Below are 22437 nucleotides of genomic sequence, written 5' to 3' on the forward strand. Positions count from 1 at the left end.
TCGTCCATGGACTCAGTTCACAAATCTATTATGCTCAAGTGGTGCCCGGACGTCCTCGGACTCCCGTTGCCCTGGGCACCCTCCTGCCCATACCGCCTGCCAAGGAGGTCACCATGCGAAATCCACCCGGCGTCGCCGGCCACGACTGGTTGATCAGGGCGAGCCCCCGGATGGCCCGGCCCGATGACGCAGCCTGTCCCACCCACCGACGCACCGCCATGCGGCCCCTGCTCGTCGCCGACCCGACGGTGCCGTTCCGGCGGCCACCCCGCGAGGAGTTCGGGTTCGGCCCGCTCTTCACCGCCCTCGACCTGGTGGAACACGACGGATGGCCCGTGGAGCGGGTACGCGAGGAACTCCGGGGCACCCGCGGTCCCTTCCGGGGATGGGGCGCCCCGGTCCACCTCGCCCACCTGGCCTGGACCGCCCACGCCCTGGAGCGCTACGTAGCCGCCCGTACCCGCGAACAGGCAGCCGCCGTCGAGGCCGGGCTGCCTGAGACCAAGCCGGTGAAGCAGGCATGGACGTGGCGCACTCCCCGCACGGACACTCCCGACGCCCGTGGCGCCCGGCAGTACGAGCACACCCTCTGGGGCCGCATGTACGCCTCCTCTGACGGAAGGGTGCGCGACCTGTGGCTGCCTTCCATGGGCCGGGCCAAGACCGGCCGCCCCGACGCGGAACTCGGGGCCGTGGCGCAGGTGATGGCCTTCGGCGTGCCCACACCTCGCCGCAAACAACGCGCCCAGCCCCCGCCCACCGCGACCGAAAGCACCTGCCCGCCCGAATTGGTCCGTGTCTTCGACATCGGGTGCGCCGACGGGTCCGTGGAGGAGCTGCTCTCCGGAGGCCCCGACGAGGCGAGACAGCGGTTCAGGACCGACGCTGCGCCTGCCTTCGTCACGGCTGCCACCGAACCCGGCGTGCGGCCCGGGGAGAGCTGTGTCAACTGCAAGGCCATCGCCGGCTGCGCGGATCTGAAGCGCACCCCACGGCTGTGGGGCGGGCGCCCTCCGGCTCTCGCACGCGAACGCCGCTCCATCTCCGTCTGGGACCTCCGACTGCACGCCGAGTGCCCCGCCCAGTATCACCTGGTGCGACGACTGCACCTCAACGACCTCTCGGCCGAGGACCGGGGGGCCCGGCGCGGCAGAGCCGTCGACGCCTGGCTCGACGCAGAGCACGCCGAACGCCCGGTGCGCGGCTGCCGGGACCGCGAGATCCCCGAGCCGATGGCGGTACGGGCCAGGGCCGGGCTCGACGACACCTCCGCACGCGAGGCTGCCGGGATGCTCGCGGAACATCGGCTGCTGTGCCCCCTCAACGGGCTTGACGCCGACGAGCAGGTGCTCGTACAGCATCGGGTCACGGCCTACGTGCCGGAACTCGACATAGTCGTCCTCGCCGTACCCGACCTGGTGTACACCCACCGCGGCCGGTGGATCTGGCGCGAGACCAAGACGTCGGCCCGACCGCTGTGGGAACGCGATTCCCTGCTCCGCACCTATCCCCAACTCGCCCTCGGTGTCCTGCTGTTCCACGCGGGCGCGCTCGGCGACGACCCGCGCCGCTCCTGGGTCGAACTGGAGCATCTGCGTGAGGTCCGTGGGGAGAGTCGACTCGAACCCATCGACCCCGGCCGCGCCGAGATCGTCGACGAAGCCCGGGCCGTCATCGCCGAACTCGCCCAGCCCCTCCTGGACGACACTACCTACGAACCGAGGACCGGACGCCACTGCCACGGCTGTCAGGCCCGGACGTGGTGTCGGCCCGGCATCGCCTACGTCATTGACCATCCGCGCCCGTCGAGCCCCGACACGCAGACCTCGCCGCGAGGGGACACCCCGCCCCATGCCTGACCAACAACTCGTACCGGACTGGCTGTCCAACCCCGATGTCGTCCTTCTGCGGGACGTGGCCACCGCCGTTCTGCACCTGGCGGCCGTCGACCGTCTTGACTCCTTCGCTCTGCCCTACCCGGCCGGCGCGCAGCGGGCCCTGGATGCCCTAGTGCTTCAGTGCCTGCGCAGCGGTGCCAAGCCCCCGGCCGGTGTGCCCGAGATGATGCGCTGGGCCCGCGCCCGTCCCTTGGGCAGTTGGCCCCTCGACCGGCTGCCCGCGGACCTGTTCGACACCGCAGACCGAATGATCGACGAGGATTCCGGAGAGCCCACGCAGCTCTGCCACGAGCTCGCCGTGCGGGGATATGGGGACAGCACCGGACGGCAGTACGACCGCCTGGTGATCCATGAGGCCCTGCGCGCCTGCCGGGCCGTGTCGTCACCCGAGTCGTACACGGCCTTCCGTCGCCTCCTGGTGAATCGGCCCGTCCTCACCGAAGCCGACTGGGCCGAGGTGAGCACTGACCTCTTCCTCGATCCCGTGCGCTTCCTCATCGAGGAGATCTACGCCCCCGTCCCCCTCGGGTTCCGCCGGGACGGCGCGTACCTGTGCTGTCACCGCTGCCTGACCCTGCTCCATCCGGTGTCCGACACCGAGTGGTGGTGCGAGCGCGACCAGTGTCGGCACCAAGGTCCCCCGCCGCACGGCCGGGAACTCGTCGCGTCGGAGGTGGGCGAGCTGCGTCAACTGCGGAAACCTCTGAGGCAGTTCGTCACCGGGCCGGGACGTGCCGAGGTCTCCCTGGAGGACGAGCTACGCGCCTTGGGCCTCACCGTCGAGATGTGGCCCGGCTTCGACGCGTACGACCTTCGCATCACCTTCCCCGACGGTCACGTGTGGGCCGTCGACGTCAAGGACTGGGCACACCCCGCTTTCCTCGGACGCACCGCTACGGCCGTCCGCCCCGAGCCCCCGTACGACGAAGCCTGTTGGGTGGTGCCCGCATTCCGGGTGCGTGCCCGCCGCGACTACCTGGCCATGTATGCCAGGGAGCGGGGCCCGGGGGCCTGCGGTCTGCGGCTGCTGACGGACGACCAGCTGAAACGGGCCGCGCGGCTGCGGCTGTCCAACGAACGCGGGCCGGACGCGTCCATCGCGCCCCTGCAGACCGTGCCTCCGACAAGGGAGCACGACGGGGCCCGCACGGCGTCGTCCTGGTCCGAAAGTCAGACGGCGGCGGCGACCGACGGCGCCGGGAAGAAGGGAGCAGACCATGCGTGACCGCAGCAGCTGGTACCAGCCGGTCGTCGCCGCACTGAGGCCTTGGCCCGAAGAACACGCCGGGACCCGGCCCGCTCTGCTCTGCCAGGTCGAGCTCGCTCTGCGGCTGATGGAGACCGTGGCGCCCGGTCACGCTGCCGACGGGGCGTGGACGCTCCTCGGCGGCTACGGTCTCGCCTTCGCGCGGGCCTCGAAGCTCCCCGCTGACACCACCGAACAGGTCGCGCTGGCCGCGGCCCGACACTTGCTCTGGCCGATGCGCCGCGGCCGGATGTGGCAGCAGAGCCTGGAGGCCTACCTGGAACTGCCCGAACGGCTGCGTGCGTACCGCGTCCCGGCCGGGGAGCCCGCCCATCGGCTCCCCCTCAAGGTGGCGGCCGACCGCTTCACCACCTACGACGACGCGCTCGCGAACCTCCCCAGCTTCGCCACGAAGGTGCTTCCCCCTGCGGAGGCGGGCGAACACCGCTTCATGGACCGCCGTCACCGGCGCACTTCCGTCACGGTCCCCGCCGATCTCGTGCGGGACCCCTTCCCCGGCCACCCCCTCACCGCCGAACGCCCGGCCACCGCAGGGCCCCTCGACGTGCCACTCGACGAACTGGCTGACATCGCACGGTGGATGGACGCGGAGGAGCAGCGGCGGGGGCTCAAGGCGGGGAACTGGGAGCAGCGTCTCGCCCAGCTCAACCTCGACACCCGTGCCCCGGACGGGACAGCCTTCGAAGCCGCGTCCGCGCTACCGCTCGATCGGCTCACCCACCTCGTCGGTATGGTCGGCGCCGGCAAGTCGACCTTGATGACCCTGCTCGCCGCCTGGGCGTACCACAACGGCCTGCGCATCACTCTCGTCGTCGGCGATGTGGCCGAACAGCTGACACTGACCGAGCTGTTCCGCACACTCGGCCTGAGCGCCGCCCTGGTGCTGGGGGGCACGACGCGGCCCCAGCACACCCAGCGGCTGCACCGCAGACTCGCCGCACGGGGAGAACACTCCCTGCTGGCTCACACCGAACCCGTCTTCGCCCACCTCAGCACCGCCTGCCCGCTGGACGCCCTGCGCGCACTCGACACGTCCGAGCCGCTGCGCTACGCCGACGCGCCGTGCGGTGCCCTTCACCCCGCTCGGCGCCAGGAGACCGCCGAGGAGCCCGCGGCCGAGCGGGCGGTACGCGAGCTCGAACGAGCCCGAGGCGCCGTCGACGGGGAGGGCGCCACGGACAACACCGAGGCCGACGAAGAGGACCTGGGCATCCCGCACGCCTGCCCGCTGTGGAGCGTCTGCCCCCGACACTCCGCCGCGCGTGACCTCGTGGACGCGCGGATCTGGGTGGCCAACCCGGCCAGTCTCGTCCAGACCGCGGTTCCGCGTCAGCTCAACGCCGAGCGCCTGCGCTATCTGGAGCTGGCCTGCCTGCGCAGCGACATCGTCGTCGTCGACGAGGCCGACCGCGTACAGATGCAGCTCGACCAGATGTTCGCCCCGTCGGCCACCCTCGTCACCACCGGTGTCTCCGCCTCTTGGCTCGACCAGCTGCAGACCCACGAAATCGCCGAACTCGCCCGGCAGGGACGGCTGCAGCTCTCCAACCAAGACGTGGAACGGTGGTCCGCCGCTCTGGACGTCGTTGGTTCCGCCGCGGACCGGCTGTACGCCATGCTCATCGACGACGGAGCGATGCGGGACTGGGCGCAAATCGACTACTTCAGCGCGTGGACGCTCCAGGAGAAGCTGCTGCACGCCTGGTACCCGCTGACGCGAGGCCAGGCCGCCGGGCGACCGGACAGCACGAGCGAAGGGGACATCGAGGACGAGAGCGCACTCTACGAGGATGAGGAAGGGCTCGGGGCCGATGGCGACTCCCCTGTCCCCGACGCTCCCTGGGCGCAGCGACGCACGGAGATCACCGGGTTCTTCGACACGTTCCGCGACGATCCGCTCGGCGGACGCGGCCCCTATGGAACCCCCGCCGACGAGCTCACCGCCCTCGCCCACGACGTCCTGCACACCCTCGACGAGAAGCAGACACGGCGCCGGGTACGCGCGCTCCTCGACTCCTTCCTCGTAGGAGCGCCGAGCCCGGAACAGCGCCCTGTGCCCGCCGCTGAGCGAGGCCAGAAGCCTGCCCCCGAGGACGTACCACTCACTGTGGAGTGGCGGGAACTCAACGCACGGCGTCTGGAGTTCACTCTCGTCCTCGCCGCCCTGCATCAACGCCTGGACCGGGTAACGTTCTTGTGGCCCCAGGTGGAGGCAGCGCTACGGCTCGACTCCGCGGCCCACGAACTGACCCGCCGCCCGCCCCTCGACTACGCGCCACTGCTGCCCGAAGCGCCCATGGGTAACGTCCTGGGCTTCCAGTACCTGGTGGACGAACGGGCCGCCGCCCGCGACAAGGACGGGCACCGCACCGGCACCCTGCGCTTCTTCCGGTGCGCGGGCGTGGGCCGGGAACTGCTCCTGGGTCTTCCCCAGCTAGGCGCCGACCCAGGTCTCGGCAAGGCAGGCCCACACGTGCTGCTGATGTCGGGCACCAGTTGGGCCGGCACCTCTACCCGGGCCCATGTCCTCGCCCCCGTCCGCGCCGTACTGAAACCGCAGCGCAAGGCTCTCGCTGCCATCCGGGAGACCGTGTTCCGCACCGAGTTCCTCTACGACGCCGCCGGACAGCCGATCCGGCTCTCCGGCCAAGACCCCGACCAGCGCGAGGACGTCCTGCGCCTGATGATCGACCGGCTCGCTCGATCCCGGAGCGACGGCAACTCCTCCCCTCTCCAGAGCGAACTCGCCCGAATCTCCGACCAGCGCCGCAAGCGTGCTCTGCTTCTGGTGGGCAGCTACACGGAAGCCAAGGTGGCCGCCACAGCCCTCAACGAGATCCCGCGCTGGCGTGGCCGGGTACGCGTTCTGGTCGCCGACGACGCCGAACTGGAAGCCGCCGTCGACGGGGCGGCGCCGACGGGGCGCCAGGCGCCGAGCACGGGATCAGGTGCGGGAGCGGTCCGGCGTGGGGACCTCGCGTCCTTCGCCGACGACCCGGACGCCGAACTGCTCGTGGCACCCCTCCTCGCCGTGGAACGAGGACACAACATCCTCACCGTCCCCCAACGGCCCGGCGAGGAAAAGGTGGCGGCGTTCGGAACGGTGTTTTTCCTGGTCCGCCCGCACCCCCGCCCTGACGACCTCTCCCTGGCGGTCTTCGCCATCAACGACTGGGCGACGCGGTTCGTACGCGGTCAGCTGAAGCTGCCGGACGCAGGGACGTTCAGCGAAATGGTCACCCAGGCCGGGGACCTGAACGCGGCAGGTAGTGCCTTCAGGACCACCGCACGCGGCGTGTGGCGGCACGTACTGTCACGGCCCTACATCTACTCCTCGCTCTCTGATGACGAGAAGAAGTCCTTCGTCTGGGACCAGCTCGTCACCATCTGGCAGGTCATCGGGCGCCTCGTCCGCGGTGGCGTACCCGCCCGCGTCGTGTTCGTCGACGCGACCTTCGCACCGCGACTCGCCGAGGCACAGGCCCCCTTCACCGGCCAGAACCGGCGTCCACGCCGCGCAGGCGACCCCGGGCTGCTGGTCAGGCTACGGGACGTTCTGGCGCCGTACTTCGCGCACACCGACACGGACACTGGCACCGTCGGGTACGGCGCGCGCACCGATCCCGCCGACGCCGCACTCGTCAAGCTGCTCTACCGCCCGCTGTACGAAGCACTGTGCGCCATGGGGACGTCACCCAGCCCGCGGTCGGTCGACTGAAGCACGCCAACCACCGCCCTGGGCAGCACTGTTAGCGGGCAACCGCACCCGCCACGTACGGACATCGCAGGGAGAACCCACATGTACAAGAACATCCGCCGATCCGCGTACCACCTGGCCGAGGAGGGCACCCCCTGGACCGAGGACTTCCACGCACTCCCTTTCCCCGAACACTGGCACGCCGGACTCCTCGAACTGCACAACCACGGGCGGGACGAGGAGAAGCGGCAGCCGACGCTGCCCACCCGCCGACTCGACGGTGTGCTCCAGACCCTCGCCCCCGACGTGATCGTCCGCCCCCGGCCGCGGACCCCCGTGGAACCGGGACCGCAGGCCCCCGAGGACTTCTGGATGTATGTACCGGCCTCGGCGCCCGACCCCCTCCCGGGCCGTTCCATGCAGCAACTCCTCGACGCCTGGCTGCGTACCCTCGGCCCCAAGGACTCCGCACAGGATCCCAGGTTCCGCTCGCTGTTGCTCGCGAGCAGCACCGAGCTGAAGCAGAACCTGCCCAAGTGGCAGCCCGTCAGAGGCGTCGAACTCCTCACCACCCCGACCGCCCGGGGCGGCACTGCCGCCCCGGAACCGCGCCAGTTCCAACTCGCCACCGACGCCCTGGCACGCCGCATCCTTACCCTCGACCCCTTCCCGTTCGAGGGCGGGGAGCTGCGGTTCCGGGCACTGCCCCGCGGACCTCGCGACCAAGGCGCGGAACTCATGTCGCAGCCCCTGTGCCGGACCGTCAAACGCAAGGAGTGGTGGTTCTCTGTCCTTCTGAACATCTCCCTGCACACCACGCCGTTCGACCCTAGGCCGCGTCTCCACCTGCACTGGGGCGTACGCCGCTGGGCGACCCACCCTCGGACTACCACCAAACGCCTCAACCTGCCCTACCGAGAGACCACTACTGTCTACCTGCGGCCCACCATCCCATGGCTGCCCGGCGCACCAGCCACCGAGCGCTACGCGCTGGCACGCCTGCGCCGCGACCGGGCCGCTGACACCTTCGTATGGTCGGAGAACGACACCGCCGGCATCCTGCGCGGACTCAGCCTCGCCGGCAACTTCCCCGACCCCGAACAGCTCCTCACCGAACCGGTCTCCTGGATCGGCGAGGGCCGCGGCGTCCGCGCCGCCGTGGTCCACAGCACCAGAATGGGCAAGCACGAGATCGGCACCGGCTTCATGCCCAACCAGCGGGCCCGGCTCACCGAATGGGCCGAGCAGGCCCTCCCTGAAACACTGGCCCGGGTACCCGACCTCACGCGCGGACGCGGCAAGGGCATCGGCGCTCCGAAGAACCGGCGGCCCAAGCCCAGGACCGACGAGGCCAAGAAGACCGAGCTGGTGCGCGAGACCCGGGCACGGCGCGTGACACTAGCGGCACAGGCAGGGATCGCCTCCCACGGCCCGGAACAGGCCGACCCGCCCGTGGTGGAAGCCCGGCTGCTGTGGCAGTCGCCCGAGGTACGCGGCGAGGCAGTGGAACAGTTCGCCAAGGCCCTGGGCCTCGACGGCGACGGCGGCGCCAGTGCCGCCCACGTCACGGACCGGGACTTCGACGAGGCCACGCCCGGAGCACCGGTGGTCCTGGAGTGGCGGACGGCGGAGGTCACACTGCGGCTGCGCTGCCTGCCCCTCGCCGACGGACTGGGCGACCGGCTCGTGCCCGACCCGGCGGTCAAGGGCAAAGGCGCGGCACTCGCGGCGGCCATCGCTGAACGGCGCCGCGCCCTACGCGCCTGGCTCCGCGCGGACGGCGCGGACCCCTCCCGTCCCGAACTCGCCCTCGTGGAAGTCGCACACCACAGTACATTTCGCCCGGCGTCGACGGACCCCAAGTTCGCCATCCGCCTCGGGTGCGCCGACGCAGGCCTGCTGACTCAGTTCGTCGTCACCCCGTCCACCGATCGGCAGATCGACAATGCAGAGAGCCTCGACCACCGCACGTACAGCTCGTGGCTCGACGGACTGCGCCAGCTCGGTGTCCGCGTCCTGCCCCAGCACACCCTCGGTGACGATCTTCCGGACTCGCTGCAATACGCGGCGGTGTGGATGGTGAAACGTCGCAAGGACGGCCCGACCCGGTTGCCCAAGCACCTGCCTGTGGCCGTCCTCGTCACCCCGCTCCCGGCCGGGGAAGGCCTTGCAGCCGTACGCGGCTGGGATGACACCGCGGGGGAATGGGTGCCCTACCCTCAGTTCCTCCTCGGTCTGGTGAAACAGGCGGAGATCGGCCCCGAAGCGTTCACGGAACCCGAGACTTCAAACGATGACGCACGCCCCGATGCCCCTCGGGTCACCGGCAAGCAGTGGCGCAGTAACCTCGCCCAACAGCGCAGGGAGACCGCGGCCTTCCTCCAACGTGTGCTGCACTCCCTCCGAGGGCAGCCCACCGCACTGATCACCCATGCTCAGAACAGCCGACTCCACTGGCCATGGCTCCAGGACGGCCAGATCGAACGCGACCTGATCAAGCCCGGCCACGCCCCTGCAGGCCGACTGGACGACGAACTCCGCCTCGTGCGCGTGCGCGGGTGCGGCGGTCGCGAGAGCGCCCAGTGGTGGGGCCTGGCCGACCCGGGCAAGCCCCACGGGCAGCCGGCCGGCTTCTGGACACAGAATCCCCAGCAGCGGTACGGGGACGGGGCTTCGTCGCGCGAGCGGGTCTTCTACAGCACCACCGAACGCCCCGGAACCCATGCGATCTCCCCCGCACTCGACCGCCTCGCCACCCGGGTCAACGCGGCAGGCAACCTCACCTCACAGGCGGGCACCAGCGCCTGGAACCCGACCCTGGTGGAGATCGCGGTACTGGGCTGCCACGAGGACGACGACTCCGCAGCCCCAGTACTGGAAAAGTCCGACGACCCCGAGGCGCTGGCCCTCGCCATGCACCAGCTCCGCCAGGCCCCGGATTACGCCGCCGCCCTGTCTCTCCCCCTCCCCCTCCACCTCGCGGGGCAGGCCCAGGCATACGTCCTCCCGACACTCGCCGACGGCGACCAGACTTTGAACGAGGAGTCGCACACACCCGCCGGAGACCAGATCAGGGAGGACCCAGACCTCGCCGACGCGGCCGGACTATCCACGACGCCGGACGACGAGGCCGAGACGGCCCACAGCTGACGAGGGGATCGGCAACTACGCAGTGCCTGACGATGGAGGACACCGGTATCCACGGGACCTGTGTTCTGACCGGGCGTTTCGCCGTGATGACGGGGTTCAGGTTCCGCACCAGGTCGGGGTGGTTTCACTGGTGAGGCGGCGGGTCATGAGGCCGATCATCGCGACATGGATCATGGTTTTCCGAGCAGGCGGGTAGGGCTTCGTAGTGGTTGACCCGAGTCCCGGTCCCGCGTAGTTCCGCGGCCACCCTGGGCGAGCCGTAGGCACCGCCGGAATCGGCGTGGATCCGGCGGATCCGTTCGGCCAGGACCTCGTCCTGGCACCTGCGGTCGGCTCTGGCATCGGCACCGCTGAGCCACTTGTAGTAGCTGGAGCGGTTGACGTCCAGGACCTGGCACAGCCGCTTCACCTCGTAGGCGTCCCGGTGGTCGTGGATGAACTGGAAGCGGCTCACCAGTTCGTCTCGCCGGCGAAATACTTGGCCGCCCTGCGCAGGATGTCCCGCTCGGTGGCCAGCTTCTGCTCGTTGGCCTCGAGCTCGGCCACACGGGCCTCCAACTGCCGGGTCCGCTCGGCCGGATCGGCGGCCACGGCCGGTTGTCCTGCCAGGGCCGCCTTCCCACCCGACCTGGGGACGGTGGGGACGACACCGCGGCGTTCGCGGTCCCGCAGCACCCACTCACGCAGCGTCGCCCTGTTGATGCCCAGGTCAGCGGCAATGTCCTTGTACGTCGCTCCGAGCGTGGACTCGTACAGGGCCACGGTATCGGCCCTGAACTCGTCCGAGTAATCCTCCATCGCTATCGGCGGTGTTTTCGCTTCCTCCGGATCAAGCAGATCCAGTATCAGCGTGCCCCCCCATCAGGGCGAAGGCCCGAGCCGTGGAAGCGTTCGCTGTCGCACAGGCTGCTCGATCACAAGGCCAACTGTGCAGTGCTGGGCGGCGATCGCCGATGCGCGATTGCTGGCGCAAGAAGTGAAGGTAGACAACCTCGCGTGGCGCTGCAACGGGCGACCCATTTCAGACTGGGCAATATCAATATCGGATCGTTGACCGTCGGAGCCTGCCTCGCCCACTCCTCTTCATTCCCACATTGGTGATGGTGGCGTCATAGCCGCCAACTACTGCTTGTTCGATGGCTCGACCAGATCGAGGCGTGGCTCCAGATGGGCTCGGGCCCGTGCGGAACGCCGACACCTGGCGGCGCTGTACCAATGCCGACAACGCAGCGTAACGGGAATCGGCCAGGGCGCGCCTTCGTAGGCGACATCAACCACCGAGGGTGACAGGGCGCCAGCGTTGACCTGCCAGGAACCGCGCCGCGCTGCACGAGGCGCAGCCATCAAGTCCAGGTGCGGGTGCTCACCGGAAGTCGCAGGTCAGGCCACAAATTCCGTGTTGGTGATCGCATGGTGGTCGCAGTCGGCCATCCAGACGTGAAATCTGTAGCCTCGCGGGCTGATTGAGAAAGTCAGGACCGCAGGAGGCAGGAGAAAGTGGTGCGCAGTTCGGGGCGGCGGCGGGGTCGGGTCTACCGTCGGTGCGGGTGCCGCGACGCGGCTCGGCGCCAGCTCGGCGCCGGATGCCCGCGCCTGGTCGAGGAGGGGCACGGCACGTGGACCTTCGCCGTGGACATCCCCTCGCTCAGCGGTCGCAGGCGCACGGTGCGGCGCGGCGGTTTCGAGGACGACTTCGCCGCCGAGAGCGCGCTGCGACGCTTCCTCGAAGGCCGCCAGCTGGGCTTCGACGCAGACCCGCACGAGACGGTGGCCGCCTACCTCACCAAGTGGCTGAAGTCGATGGAGTTCCTGCTCAAGCCCACCACATACGCCCGCTACCGCACCTACGTGCTCTGCGAGTTGATCCCCGTGTTCGGCAAGATGCGCCTGGAGGAGCTCGCCCACGACCACATCGCCGCCTACACACACGAGCAGCTCGAGTCCGGCCGCGGCCGCCAAGCCGTCTACCACTGCCTGGCCACGCTCTCCAGCGCCCTGGGGACCGCCGTCCGCACCCACCGGCTCCCCTTCAACGCGGCTCAGCCCCTGCCCATGCGCCGGCCCCGTGCCGACGAGCGCGTGCCCTGGAACGCGGAGCAGGCCGTCACCTTCCTTGCCCACTGCCGCGACGTCGACCCCGCCTTCGCCGACCTCTTCGAGGTCATCATCGGAACCGGCCTGCGCAAGGGCGAGGCGCTCGGGCTTCAACGCCAGTGCGTCCGGATCGAGGACCGCGTCATGTACATCCGCCACACCCTCTCCGCCATCGACAACCACGAACTCGTCCTGACCGCACCGAAGACGAAGAAGAGCCTCAACTGGGTGCCCCTGTCGGAGCGCGTCGCCGCCGCCCTCCAGCGCGCCATGGCCAGGAGCACCTCCACCGGCAACGACCACGTCTTCCAGGGCGCGGACGGCAAGCCCCTTCACCCGGCCGCGGTCCGCCGGCGCTTCCACGAGCTGCGCGAGCAGGCCGGCCTGCCCCACGTGACCATCCACGACCTGCGGCACCTTGCCGCGACCCTCGCCCTGGAGGGCAACGTCTCCATGGCGGTCATCTCCAAGACGCTGCGGCACTCCACGCTCTCGACCACTGCGAACATCTACAGCCACCTGACCTGGGAAGTGGCGATGGCCGCGGTCCACACCATCGAAGCCAGGCTCTGCCTCGTCGAAGCCCGCGCGCGCGGCGTTGACGTCCTCGCCCTCAGCGGCCCGGCACCGAATCCGCTCTTCAGCCACGCCGCCTGACGGCGCTACAGCCACGCCCTTCGCCAAGGGGGCGCACAACACCGGTCAGCCGGTCCACGGCTGACGTCCACTCAAGCAGCCGCTCACAGACGGCTGCCGCGGGTCTCACAAGCATGCCCGCCCGCAGAAGAATCAACGTCACTCCGACGCGGAACCGCGTCCGAACGGCCTGCCCGCCGCGCTCAACTCGCCAACGAAGGAGGAGCCAGGCGCCCTGAGACGCCCCCGAGTACAGGTAGCGCCCTCCGAGTGCGACGTGAACGGGCGTTCACGACCACACTGCGACCACCAACCATGAAGGCCGTCTCCGCCATCCGGCGGAAACGGCCTCTGACCTGCAGTGATGCAAGTCGGGACGACAGGATTTGAACCTGCGACCCCTTGACCCCCAGTCAAGTGCGCTACCAAGCTGCGCCACGTCCCGTGGTCTCGTGGCCCTCGGCGGAGCCTGGGGGGCTCGGCCTTCGGGTTTCTCGACCTTGTCGGCCGGTTGTCCCGGCGACGAGGAAAACAATACAGCACGTCGGGGGGTGCTCGCTGCAGGGTTGTGGGGGTGGGGGTCAGGGGGTTGGGTGGCGGGCGTCGTAGCGGAGGAAGGCGGGGCGGCGGGCGGCGAGGAGGAGGATGGCGGCGACACAGGCGAGGCCGCCGCTGACGACGGAGACGGCCGGGCTGGTGAGGGAGGCGACGGCGCCGGACTCGAAGTCGCCGAGGCGCGGGCCGCCGGCGACGATCACGATGAAGACGCCCTGGAGGCGGCCGCGCATCTCGTCCGGGGCCGCGACCTGCATCATCGTGTTGCGGAAGATCATGCTGATGGTGTCGGCGCAGCCGGCGGCGGCGAGCAGGAGGAGGCCGAGCCAGAGGTTGCGGACCAGGCCGAAGGCGGCGATGGCCAGGCCCCAGGCGATCACGGCGGCCAGGACGGCGGCACCCTGGCGGTTGATGCGGCCGACCCAGCCGGAGAAGAGGGCGCCGGTCAGGGCGCCAACAGCGGGGGCGGCGGCGAGCAGGCCGACGGTGCGGGCGTCGCCGCCGTAGAAGGTGACGGCGAGGGCCGGGAAGAGGGCGCGCGGCATGCCGAAGATCATCGCGGCCAGGTCGGCGAGGAAGCTGGTGCGCAGGTTGGGCTGGTCGCGCAGGAAGCGGAGGCCGTCGAGGACGGAGGCGCGGCCCTTGCGCTCGCCGAGCGGGAGCATGGCGGGCAGGCGCCACATCGCGTAGATCGTGGCGCCGAAGGCGACGGTGTCGACGAGGTAGGCGGCCTGGACGCCGTAGGCGCCGATGAGGACGCCGCCGAGCATGGGGCCGACGGTGAGGCCGAGGTTCATGCTGACGGTGTTCAGGGCGTTGGCGGCGGGGAGCTGGTGGGCGGGGACGAGGCGCGGGATCATCGCCGAGCGGGCGGGCGAGGCGAGCGCGAAGAAGCCGGCCTGGAGGGCGACGGCCGCGTAGAGGACCACGACGAGGCCGAGGCCCGCGAGCGCCTGGGCGGCCAGGACGGCGGAGACGGCGGCGAGGCCGGCCGCGCCGATCAGGCCGAGGCGGCGACGGTCGGCGGTGTCGGCGATCGCACCGCCGTAGAGGCCGAAGGCGACCAGCGGGACGAGGGAGAAGAGGCCGACCAGGCCGGTCGCGAAGGTGGAGCCGGTGAGGTCGTAGACCTGGACGGAGACGGCGACGGCCGTCATCTGCTGGCCGATCGAGGAGACGGACTGCCCGAACCAGACCCGCCGGTAGTCGGCGTGGTCGCGCAGCGGGCTCAGGTCGGCGAAGGCGCCACGGGCGAACCGCCGGTACCAGGCCGGGGAGGGGGCGTCGGAGGGGGTGGGCGGTGCGTCCCCGTCGGCCGCGGAATTGGCAGGATGATTGGTCGACACAGTGCTCCATCGTCGCGCCGCCCGCCCGCGGCGCGGACACCGGGGTGCGTTTGCGGCGGCTTGATCGCGACTGCGCCGCCGCCCCGCCCCGTCAGCGCGGTCCGACGTTCTCCAGGATCCGGTCCAACAGCGTCCCGAGCTGGGCGACCTCCCGGTCGCTGAGGCCCTTGAGCATCTCCTGCTGGCTGTTGACCGCGACGGAGGAGATCCGGTTGTACATCTCCTCCCCGTCGGGCGCGATCTCCACGGTCGCCGCCCGGCGGTCGACGCCGGTGCGCTTGCGCACGACCAGGCCGCGCCGCTCCATCGACTCCAGGTGGCGGGAGAGCGTCGGCCCCTCGATGCTCAGGTACTGGGCGAGTGCTCGCTGGATCATCGGACCCTCCAGCTTCAGGGCGGCCAGCACCGTCCAGGCCGCGAAGGTCGCCCCCGACTCGGCGAGGCGCTCCTCGAAGAACGCCCGACAGGACTTCGCGGTCAGGTGCAGCTTCGGCGCGACGCTGCTCCGCAGCCACGTCGGGCCGGCGTCCGCCTCGGCAGCGACCCGTTCTTCGCTCGGCCGGCCGGGCATCCGAACCTCCCATTCGTCACGAAATCCTCTGCGAAGCGTAGCGCCGGCCGGTACCTCGACCAGCCCCGGGCGGTGGCCCACACCCAACCCCGGTCACTGTCCCGCGGGGGCCGGCGGCGGACGCTCGCGGCGGCGGACGTTCAGAGCGGGAGGACCCGGAACACCGGGATGTCCCGCGCGGCCTGCTCGAAGCTCTCCAGGTTCCGGTCCGGCACCACGCCGTTCTTGACGAAGGTGCGCCCATCGGGACCTGGGTCGGGAAGTGCCGGGCGATCGGCCCGCGCTCGTTCGGCGGCACCTCCACCAGCTTCACCCGCTGCGCCCTGCGACCGCGGACCAGGACCCCCTCGCCGCCGCCCTGACGTTCTTCACCCAGTCCGACCCGGGGAACGCCTGCAGGATGTACACGGCACCGCCGACCTCCACCGGGGCGACCGGATCGGTGTACTCCCGGCCGGACTTGCGGCCCTTCACCTTCAGCAGCCGCATCGGGCCGACCGGCAGGCCGATCCCGTGGAAGACCTCCATCATCTTGTTGCCGAACCTCTGGAACCCGGTGACCCGGATGCGGGCGGCGGTGGACATGGTCGGCGCGCTCCTCTGCTGGAGGGTCCGGCCGGGGCGGGACGTCCGACCGGTAGTCGCTGATCACCGGCATCGCGGGCGGTCGGCCGTAGGCCGTCACCACCACGCGCACTGCGAGGCTGTCAACGCGAACACGGAGGGTAACTCCTCTACCGCACGCGGCCGGTGGGACACGCAGCACGCAACTGCGGGAGCCGAGACGGGCGAGCCGTGCGAGGCCTACGAGCAGGGGCGGGCGAGCCGTCGTGCGGTGTGAGCGCAAGTACGGGACGCGCCGGGCAGCGGCGCTCCTGGGCGCCGTGCCCGGTGCGCGCTCGCCGCCCTGGACCCGGGCGGGACCGCAGGCGGCCCCGCCCGCCGGTCGGGCGGCCGAGCTGTGGAGCCGTGGAGCTGTGGAACTACCGGGTGAGGACCTGCTTCTCGCCCGCCTCCACCGCGAAGTCCAGCCGGTTGCCGGGCGGCGGGAACGGGCAGATGAAGTGGTCCGCGAAGGCGCACGGCGGCAGGTAGGCGCGGTTCAGGTCCAGGACCGTGCGGCCGTCCGCGTCCGGCTCGGGCAGGGTGATGAAGCGGAACCGGTAGGTGTCCTTGCCACTGGTGGCGTCGGCGATGACGCCGCTCAGGCTGCCGCCCGACCCGCTGACCGTGAGGGTGCGGTGCTCACCGGCGACGGTGAACTCGATCTTCCCGGCGACGGCCAGCGGGCGCTCCTTGCCGTCGGCGTTCGGGACGACCACCGTCTGCGCCTGCTCGCCCTCGAACGGGGTGAAGACCGCGGGGACGGCCCACTCCGGCGCGTAGGGGTAGGCGGAGATCCCGGCGAACGAGGCCCGCCGGGGCGCCGCCGGGTCGAAGACCCGCAGCGCCAGCTCGCCCTCGCGCTCGATCGGCACCAGCAGCAGATCACCCAGCGCGGCGGTGTCCGCCGCCGGGTCGGTGTCCGGCCGCAGCAGCACCTCACCGTCCACGGGAGCGGACGCGCCCGCGACGGTGAGGCCGTCGGCGGCCGCCGCCCGGACCCGGATGCCCTCCGCGTCGGTCCACCAGACCCCGGGCAGCCCGGGGATCTCCGCGGGCTCGGGCTCCAGCCAGTGCGTACCGGTGAGCGCCAGCTGACCGTGCGGGGTGCTGACCGTCGCCGCCCGCCGATCGCTCCAGTGCTTCCATTCCTCCGCGGCCGTCGCCGTCATCGGCTCGCCCTCCCACTGTCGTCCAGGGCCCGCCGGGCGGGCCGTCCGTTTTCCCCCGTCACCCCATCGAACGCCGAACACCCGGTCCGGGCATTCCCGGCTCCGGATCCCGCCGTACGACCGTCGTACGACCGCCACACCGGTCAACACACCGGTCACACCGCTCAACGCGGCGGACACACCCTCCCGGTCAGCCCTTGATCCGGCGGAACAGGCCCTCCTGCACCACCGACACCACCAGCCGGCCGCTGCGGTCGAAGATCTCCCCGCGCGCCAGGCCCCGGGCGCCGTGGGATATCGGGGACTCCTGCTGGTAGAGCAGCCAGTCGTCGGCCCGGAACGGGCGGTGGAACCACATCGCGTGGTCGAGCGAGGCCATGTCGAAGTGACGGGTGCCCCAGAGCGGCTCGACGGGGGCGCGGACGGCGTCCAGCAGGGTCATGTCGCTCGCGTAGGTGAGCGCGCAGACGTGGATCAGCGGATCGTCGGGCAGGTCGCCGTTGGTCCGCAGCCAGACACCGCTGCGCGCCTCGACGCCTTCGAGCTCCTCGGTGCTCCAGCGCAGCCGGTCGACGTAGCGGATGTCGAACGGCTGGCGCCGGCTGATGAACGGGGGCAGCTCGCCCAGTCGGGACCCGACCTCGTCCAGCGCGCTGGGCAGCGTCTCGGGGGCCGGGACCTCGGGCACCGGGAACTGGTGCTCGATGCTGTCCGGCTCCGGGGCGTGGAAGTCGGCGGTCAGCGCGAAGATCGACCGCCCTCCCTGGATCGCCAGCACGCGGCGGGTGGTGAACGAGCGGCCGTCCCGCAGCCGGTCCACCTGGTAGACGATCGGCACACCCGGCACGCCGGGACGCAGGAAGTAGGCGTGCAGCGAGTGGACCGGCCGGTCGCCGTCCACGGTGCGCCCCGCAGCGACCAGCGCCTGCCCGGCGACCTGCCCGCCGAACGTGCGCTGGAGCGCCTCCTCGGGGCTGCGCCCGCGGAAGATGTTCAGCTCGATCTGCTCGAGATCCAGCAGCGCGACGAGATCGTCGACCGGGGTACCCATGGAACACGTCCTCTCCGGGCCGCCGCCCGGCCGGAGGTCTTCCGCCCGGCTGCCGCGAACCCGTTCTCTCGAATTCTCCAGCTCAATCGAATTCCTCAGCGAGCCGGGGCATTCCCCGCACGGGGACCGCGGACGCCGATTCACTCGAACGAGGTCGAACATGACGGACCCGAGCGGACCCGAGCGGGCCCCAGCGGACCTGAGCGCGCCCGAGCGGACCCGAACGCACGGCCCTCCGGCGCTCAGAGCCCCGACTGCCGCACGGTGACGTTGAGCCGCCCGGTCAGCCCCAGTGCCGGGTCCGCCGTACCGGGCAGCGTCTTCGTCACACCGTGGTAGGCGAACCGGGCCGGCCCGCCGAACACCAGCAGGTCCCCGCTGCGCAGCTCCAGGTCGGTCCACGGCCTGGTCCTGGTCTCGGTGTTGCCGAGCCGGAAGACGCACGAGTCGCCGAGCGAGAGCGAGACCACCGGGGCGTCCACCCGCTCGTCGCGGTCCTGGTGCAGGCCCATCCGCGCCCCGTGCGGGTAGTGGTTGACGATCGCGATGTCCGGCGCGTACCCGGCCGCGCCCGCGATCCCGCCGACGCCCGCGCCGTACGCCTCGGCCACCGCCCGCCGGGCGAGCAGGCCGAGCGCGGGCGGGAACGGCTTGACGGGTGTGCCGTCCTCGGCGGTGCGGGAGTAGCCGTACGGGTACCAGTGCAGGCCCAGCCCGACCATCCGCACCGACATCAGCCCACCGGTGGGCATCCGGACCGTGTGCATCCCGGCGGGCGGACGGGCCCACTCGCGGCAGGCGGCGACCAGCCGCAGCTGCGCCGCCGCGTCCAGCCAGCCCGGGAGCAGCACCGCACCCGGTGCGGGCTCGGACCGCCCGCGCCCGCCGGTCGTCGCGTCGAAGGAGCCGCCGAACAGCTCGCCCTGGGTCACTCCCCCATCCTCGCGCACCCCTCCGACAACGGGGCCCTCCGGCAAACGCGTCCCTCCGACCACGGGCCCGCAACACCGGAGCCAGGCCGGAGCGACGCCGGAACAACGTGGGAGCGGCACCCGCACGCCGACGGCCGCCTCCCCGCGCTGCGGCGGGAAGGCGGCCGGGAAACCGGTCGGATCAGACGGTGAGGGTCTGGCCCGGGAAGATCAGGTTCGGGTTGGCGCCGATGACCTTGGCGTTCTTGCCGTACAGGTCGTGCCAGTCGACGCCCTGGGCGGCGGCGATGGTGCTCAGGGTGTCGCCGGCCTTGACGGTGTAGGAGCCGTTGGCCTGCTTGGCGTCCTGCGCGGTCCAGCTCTTGGCGGCCTTCGGCGCGGCGGCGGCCTTGGGGGCCTCGGCGGCCTTGGGGGCAGCCTTCGGAGCCTCGGCGGCCTTCGGGGCGGCGACGGCCTTCGGGGCCTCCGCGGCCTTCGGCGCGGCCGGCTTCGGGGTCGCGGTGGCGGCCGGGGCGGCCGGCTTCGCGGCGGGGGCGGCGGTGTCGACCGCGGCCGGGGCGCCGCCCTTGGTCAGGCCGGCCTTGACGGAGCAGACGGGCCAGGCGCCCGGGCCCTGCGAGGCGAGGACCTTCTCGGCGACGGCGATCTGCTGCGCCTTGGTGGCCAGGTTGGCCTGCGAGGCGTAGGCGGTGCCACCGAAGGCGGCCCAGGTGCTGGAGGTGAACTGCAGACCGCCGTAGAAACCGTTGCCGGTGTTGATGGCCCAGTTGCCGCCGCTCTCGCACTGGGCGACGGCGTCCCAGGTGGAGACGGAGGCGGCGGAGGCCGAGGTGGCCGTGACGAGGCCGGCCACCGGCAGGGCCGCGACAGCGGCGCCCGCCACGACAGCCATCCGGACGCGGTTGCGCTTGGTGGCGGCGGTGGTGGTGGCAGCGGCGGACTCGTTACGGAAGGTCATGGGGTTCCTCTCGACAGCCCCGGGCGGGCATGCGGAACCAAGCCCTGGAAGGGGACTGGAATCGCTCGCCGCGTCCGTCGGGCGGCCGGAGACGTGTCGGACGTCCCGCGCCGCCCCTGGCCACCCGCCTCGCACCGGCGACCTGTTCGAGCGGTCGCATCGGCGGGCACGGCCGGCGCCGGGTGAACCGGCGGGCTGTGCGTCGGGGGTGAACCCGGGTGGTGCTCGTTGCACCGCCAAAGAAGCTACGAGTCGGCCGCCGGGGATCCAAACAATTTGGGGTCTCCCCAGCTCAGCGGGGCATTACCGCCGGTAACCGCCTGGCATTCGCGCCCTAAATGTCCGTTTTAGGCGTCATTTCCTAGATCAAACCTCCACAGGCCGTGGCTCACCTCACACTTCGATTCCGGCACTCCCGCCAACGACATCGACACATTGCGATGCCACCGGCACCCTCCGCGATCGAATCCGAGGCAATTCCCGTCACCCCGACCCCCCACCCGTGACCCCGGCCACAAGGGTCCGTTGGGCAGGACGGCCGGGCCGCCCCCGCCGCCGGCTCGAACAGGGCCGGGCCTCGGCCACCCCCGTCCACCCCGTTCGACCCCGACACCGCACCGAGGAGAAACCCAGTGCCGCGCATGCTCGACGTCAGCGACGAGGTCCGTTCCGAGATCGGCGACGACGAGGCCGACCGCCTGCTCGGCGGCGCCCACGCGCCCGACAGCTACGAGTGCACCTCCTGCCGCACCCCCGGGGACGCGCTCCAGGAGCCCACCAGCACCGTGCTGTTCGTCGGCGAGGAGACGGCGGTGCTCGCCTTCGCACACGCCCGCTGCATCCCCTCCCAGGTGGTCCCGGTCTCCGAGGAGCAGCTGGCCGGCGCCGTCCGCAGCATCAGCCAGGCCCAGGTCGACCCGGCCGCCGGACCGGACACCACGGCCCGCCCGCAGCCTCCGCTCCCCGCCCCGGCGGCCGACCCGGCGGCCGGGCGGCCCGGCGCGCCCGGGCAGGCCGCGATCCTCGGCATCACCTGCGGGCTGGTGCTGCACGGCGACACCGGCCACGCCTCCCTGGTCGTCGAGCCGACCGGACCGGTCGGCCGCCCGGGCAACACCACCGGCGAGGACGAGTTCCTCGACCTGCTCCAGGACGCGGGCTTCCAGCCGGTCACCGACCTCGACAAGACGCCGGACCAGCTGCCCGGCTGGTCGGTCCTGGTCGCGATGGGCAAGCTGCACGCGGTCCTCCAGCCCGCGGCGGCCGGGGGCAGCACCGGATGGTGGCAGGCCCACCAGCCGCTGCAGGTGACCGACGCCTGGCGGTTCGCCGCAAATCACCTCGGCGAGGTCACCATGTACGCCGTCCCGGCCGGGACGGTCGGCCGGCAGCCGCGCGAGGACCTGCTGCGCCAGGCGCTGGAGCGGGCGGTGGCGCTCGGCCAGGTGGTCGCCGCCTCCCTCCCGCTCGCCGGCACGTGAGCCGTCCCGCGGGCGCACGAGCCCGCGGCGGGACGGCCGGAAGGGCCGGGAGGGCCACTTCCCGGCCCTCCCGGCGCCCGCATCCCCCGGCCGCCTCGCTCGTTGGGCCCTGCGTGTACAGCTACGACGTCCCCTCCTCCCGGCGGTCCGCCACCGCCTCCCGCGCCATCCCGGGCATGCGCCCGTCCTACGACGCGGAGCACCCGCACTCGGCGACACCCATCTACGACGAGCTGTACTCCGAGTACCGCCGGCTCTTCCGCGCACTGCCGGGCGACCGCTCCGGCGAGGAGGACCTGACGTTCACCGGCTTCGCCGTCCGCGACACCGCTCCGGCCCGCACCGACCCGCGCCCGTACCCGCCGCAGCACCAGGCGTTCCAGACGTACGCGGGCCAGGCGATCGGCATCCCGCAGTTCGTGCCCGGCCGCCCGGGCGGACCGGACCACGGCCGCGCTCAGCCCGACCAGCCGGCCTTCGACCATGCTGGCCACGACGGCCACGGCGGACCTGCCGGCCATGGCGACCACGACAGCCGCGGCGGCCGCACCGGCCACCCGACGGGCCCTCAGGAGCACAGTTCCGCCACTCACGCCGGCCGGAGCGGCGGAGGCAGCGGCCGGCCGGCGGGCCCTTACACGACAGGCTTCCACCCCGCCCCCGCCCCCGGCCGGCCGGCGGGCGCCCAGGCGGGCACCGGCCAGGGCTGGGTCGCGAGCGGCTACCTCGGCGCCGCCCCTCCGCCGGTGGCCGCGCACGTCCCCGCACCGCCGCCGGTGACGGTTCCGGTGCCGGCCCCCGCCCCGGCCGTCGGCGCCGCCTTCGGCCACGCCGACCCGGGCCCGCCCGGCGGTGGCGGCCGGCACCGCAGCCTGCTCTCCCTTCCCCCGGGCCGCAACGGCGAACAGCACTGACGCCCCCGAGGCGCCCCGGCACGGCCACCCGACCGGGCCACCGCACCCGGGGCGGTCACCCCACGCAGGACGGCCACCACAGCCGAGGGCCCCGTCGGCCGGTCCCATGACC

16 protein-coding genes and 1 tRNA gene are annotated in these 22437 nt (G+C 71.8%); 7 read left to right on the top strand and 10 right to left on the bottom strand.

All coding sequences use genetic code 11. The features are described 5' to 3' along the window. Positions 1–113 precede the first annotated feature (113 nt). From ACFU9E_RS33615 to ACFU9E_RS33630, 4 genes are all read left to right on the top strand, one after another. Positions 114–1859, top strand: coding sequence for a PD-(D/E)XK nuclease family protein (locus ACFU9E_RS33615; RefSeq protein WP_380680490.1), 1746 nt, complete (start codon positions 114–116; stop codon positions 1857–1859). Further along, the gene (locus ACFU9E_RS33620; RefSeq protein ID WP_380680487.1) at positions 1852–3123 is read left to right on the top strand and encodes a hypothetical protein; all 1272 of its coding nucleotides are present in this window, start codon (positions 1852–1854) and stop codon (positions 3121–3123) included. The genes ACFU9E_RS33615 and ACFU9E_RS33620 overlap by 8 nt, the downstream gene beginning before the upstream one ends. Continuing rightward, positions 3116–6883 (top strand): hypothetical protein, encoded by a 3768-nt coding sequence (locus tag ACFU9E_RS33625; protein ID WP_380680484.1) that lies wholly within the window; start codon positions 3116–3118, stop codon positions 6881–6883. The genes ACFU9E_RS33620 and ACFU9E_RS33625 overlap by 8 nt, the downstream gene beginning before the upstream one ends. 81 nt (positions 6884–6964) lie before the next feature. Further along, entirely contained in the window at positions 6965–10012 is a 3048-nt protein-coding gene (locus tag ACFU9E_RS33630) for a pPIWI_RE module domain-containing protein (protein WP_380680481.1), read from the top strand. A gap of 124 nt (positions 10013–10136) precedes the next feature. Here the strand turns inward: ACFU9E_RS33630 and ACFU9E_RS33635 are convergent, their stop codons facing one another. Next, positions 10137–10466, bottom strand: coding sequence for an IS3 family transposase (locus ACFU9E_RS33635; protein ID WP_380680478.1), 330 nt, complete (start codon positions 10464–10466; stop codon positions 10137–10139). Next, positions 10463–10810 (bottom strand): transposase, encoded by a 348-nt coding sequence (locus ACFU9E_RS33640; RefSeq protein ID WP_380680475.1) that lies wholly within the window; start codon positions 10808–10810, stop codon positions 10463–10465. Before ACFU9E_RS33640 ends, ACFU9E_RS33635 begins: the two co-directional genes overlap by 4 nt. Before the next feature lie 831 nt (positions 10811–11641). Between ACFU9E_RS33640 and ACFU9E_RS33645 the strand changes: the two genes are divergently transcribed. Further along, positions 11642–12763, top strand: coding sequence for a tyrosine-type recombinase/integrase (locus tag ACFU9E_RS33645; protein WP_380680473.1), 1122 nt, complete (start codon positions 11642–11644; stop codon positions 12761–12763). A 350-nt stretch (positions 12764–13113) separates the two neighbouring features. Here ACFU9E_RS33645 and ACFU9E_RS33650 read toward each other — a convergent pair. The 8 genes from ACFU9E_RS33650 to ACFU9E_RS33685 all read right to left on the bottom strand — a co-directional run bounded on the left by ACFU9E_RS33650 (position 13114) and on the right by ACFU9E_RS33685 (position 19930). Further along, positions 13114–13187, bottom strand: a tRNA-Pro gene (locus tag ACFU9E_RS33650). Between the two features lie 136 nt (positions 13188–13323). Continuing rightward, positions 13324–14643 carry an MFS transporter gene (locus ACFU9E_RS33655; RefSeq protein WP_380680470.1) on the bottom strand — a complete coding sequence of 440 codons (1320 nt, stop codon included), beginning with the start codon at positions 14641–14643 and terminating at the stop codon, positions 13324–13326. A gap of 91 nt (positions 14644–14734) precedes the next feature. Then, a complete protein-coding gene (locus ACFU9E_RS33660) occupies positions 14735–15214 on the bottom strand; it encodes a MarR family winged helix-turn-helix transcriptional regulator (RefSeq protein WP_380680468.1) in 480 nt (159 codons plus the stop codon). A 309-nt stretch (positions 15215–15523) separates the two neighbouring features. Continuing rightward, on the bottom strand, positions 15524–15799 hold the full coding sequence (locus tag ACFU9E_RS33665; protein WP_380680465.1) for a nitroreductase/quinone reductase family protein: 276 nt from the start codon (positions 15797–15799) through the stop codon (positions 15524–15526). A 398-nt stretch (positions 15800–16197) separates the two neighbouring features. Further along, complete coding sequence (locus tag ACFU9E_RS33670) at positions 16198–16989, bottom strand: DUF1684 domain-containing protein (RefSeq protein WP_380680462.1); 792 nt, start codon at positions 16987–16989, stop codon at positions 16198–16200. Positions 16990–17179: 190 nt separating this feature from the next. Further along, complete coding sequence (locus ACFU9E_RS33675; protein WP_380680459.1) at positions 17180–18040, bottom strand: acyl-CoA thioesterase; 861 nt, start codon at positions 18038–18040, stop codon at positions 17180–17182. Between the two features lie 242 nt (positions 18041–18282). Beyond that, positions 18283–18972, bottom strand: coding sequence for an alpha-ketoglutarate-dependent dioxygenase AlkB family protein (locus tag ACFU9E_RS33680; RefSeq protein WP_380680456.1), 690 nt, complete (start codon positions 18970–18972; stop codon positions 18283–18285). A 181-nt stretch (positions 18973–19153) separates the two neighbouring features. Further along, complete coding sequence (locus tag ACFU9E_RS33685) at positions 19154–19930, bottom strand: transglycosylase family protein (RefSeq protein ID WP_380680453.1); 777 nt, start codon at positions 19928–19930, stop codon at positions 19154–19156. A gap of 632 nt (positions 19931–20562) precedes the next feature. Here ACFU9E_RS33685 and ACFU9E_RS33690 point away from each other — a divergent pair. Together ACFU9E_RS33690 and ACFU9E_RS33695 are read left to right on the top strand one after the other, a co-directional pair. Beyond that, positions 20563–21411: a hypothetical protein gene (locus tag ACFU9E_RS33690; protein ID WP_380680450.1), complete on the top strand. Its 849-nt coding sequence runs from the start codon at positions 20563–20565 to the stop codon at positions 21409–21411. Between the two features lie 113 nt (positions 21412–21524). Next, positions 21525–22325, top strand: a complete 801-nt coding sequence (locus ACFU9E_RS33695) for a hypothetical protein (RefSeq protein WP_380680447.1) — start codon at positions 21525–21527, stop codon at positions 22323–22325. Positions 22326–22437: the final 112 nt, after the last annotated feature.

The sequence above is a fragment of the Kitasatospora sp. NPDC057595 genome, from assembly GCF_042800875.1.
Classification (GTDB): Bacteria; Actinomycetota; Actinomycetes; order Streptomycetales; family Streptomycetaceae; genus Kitasatospora.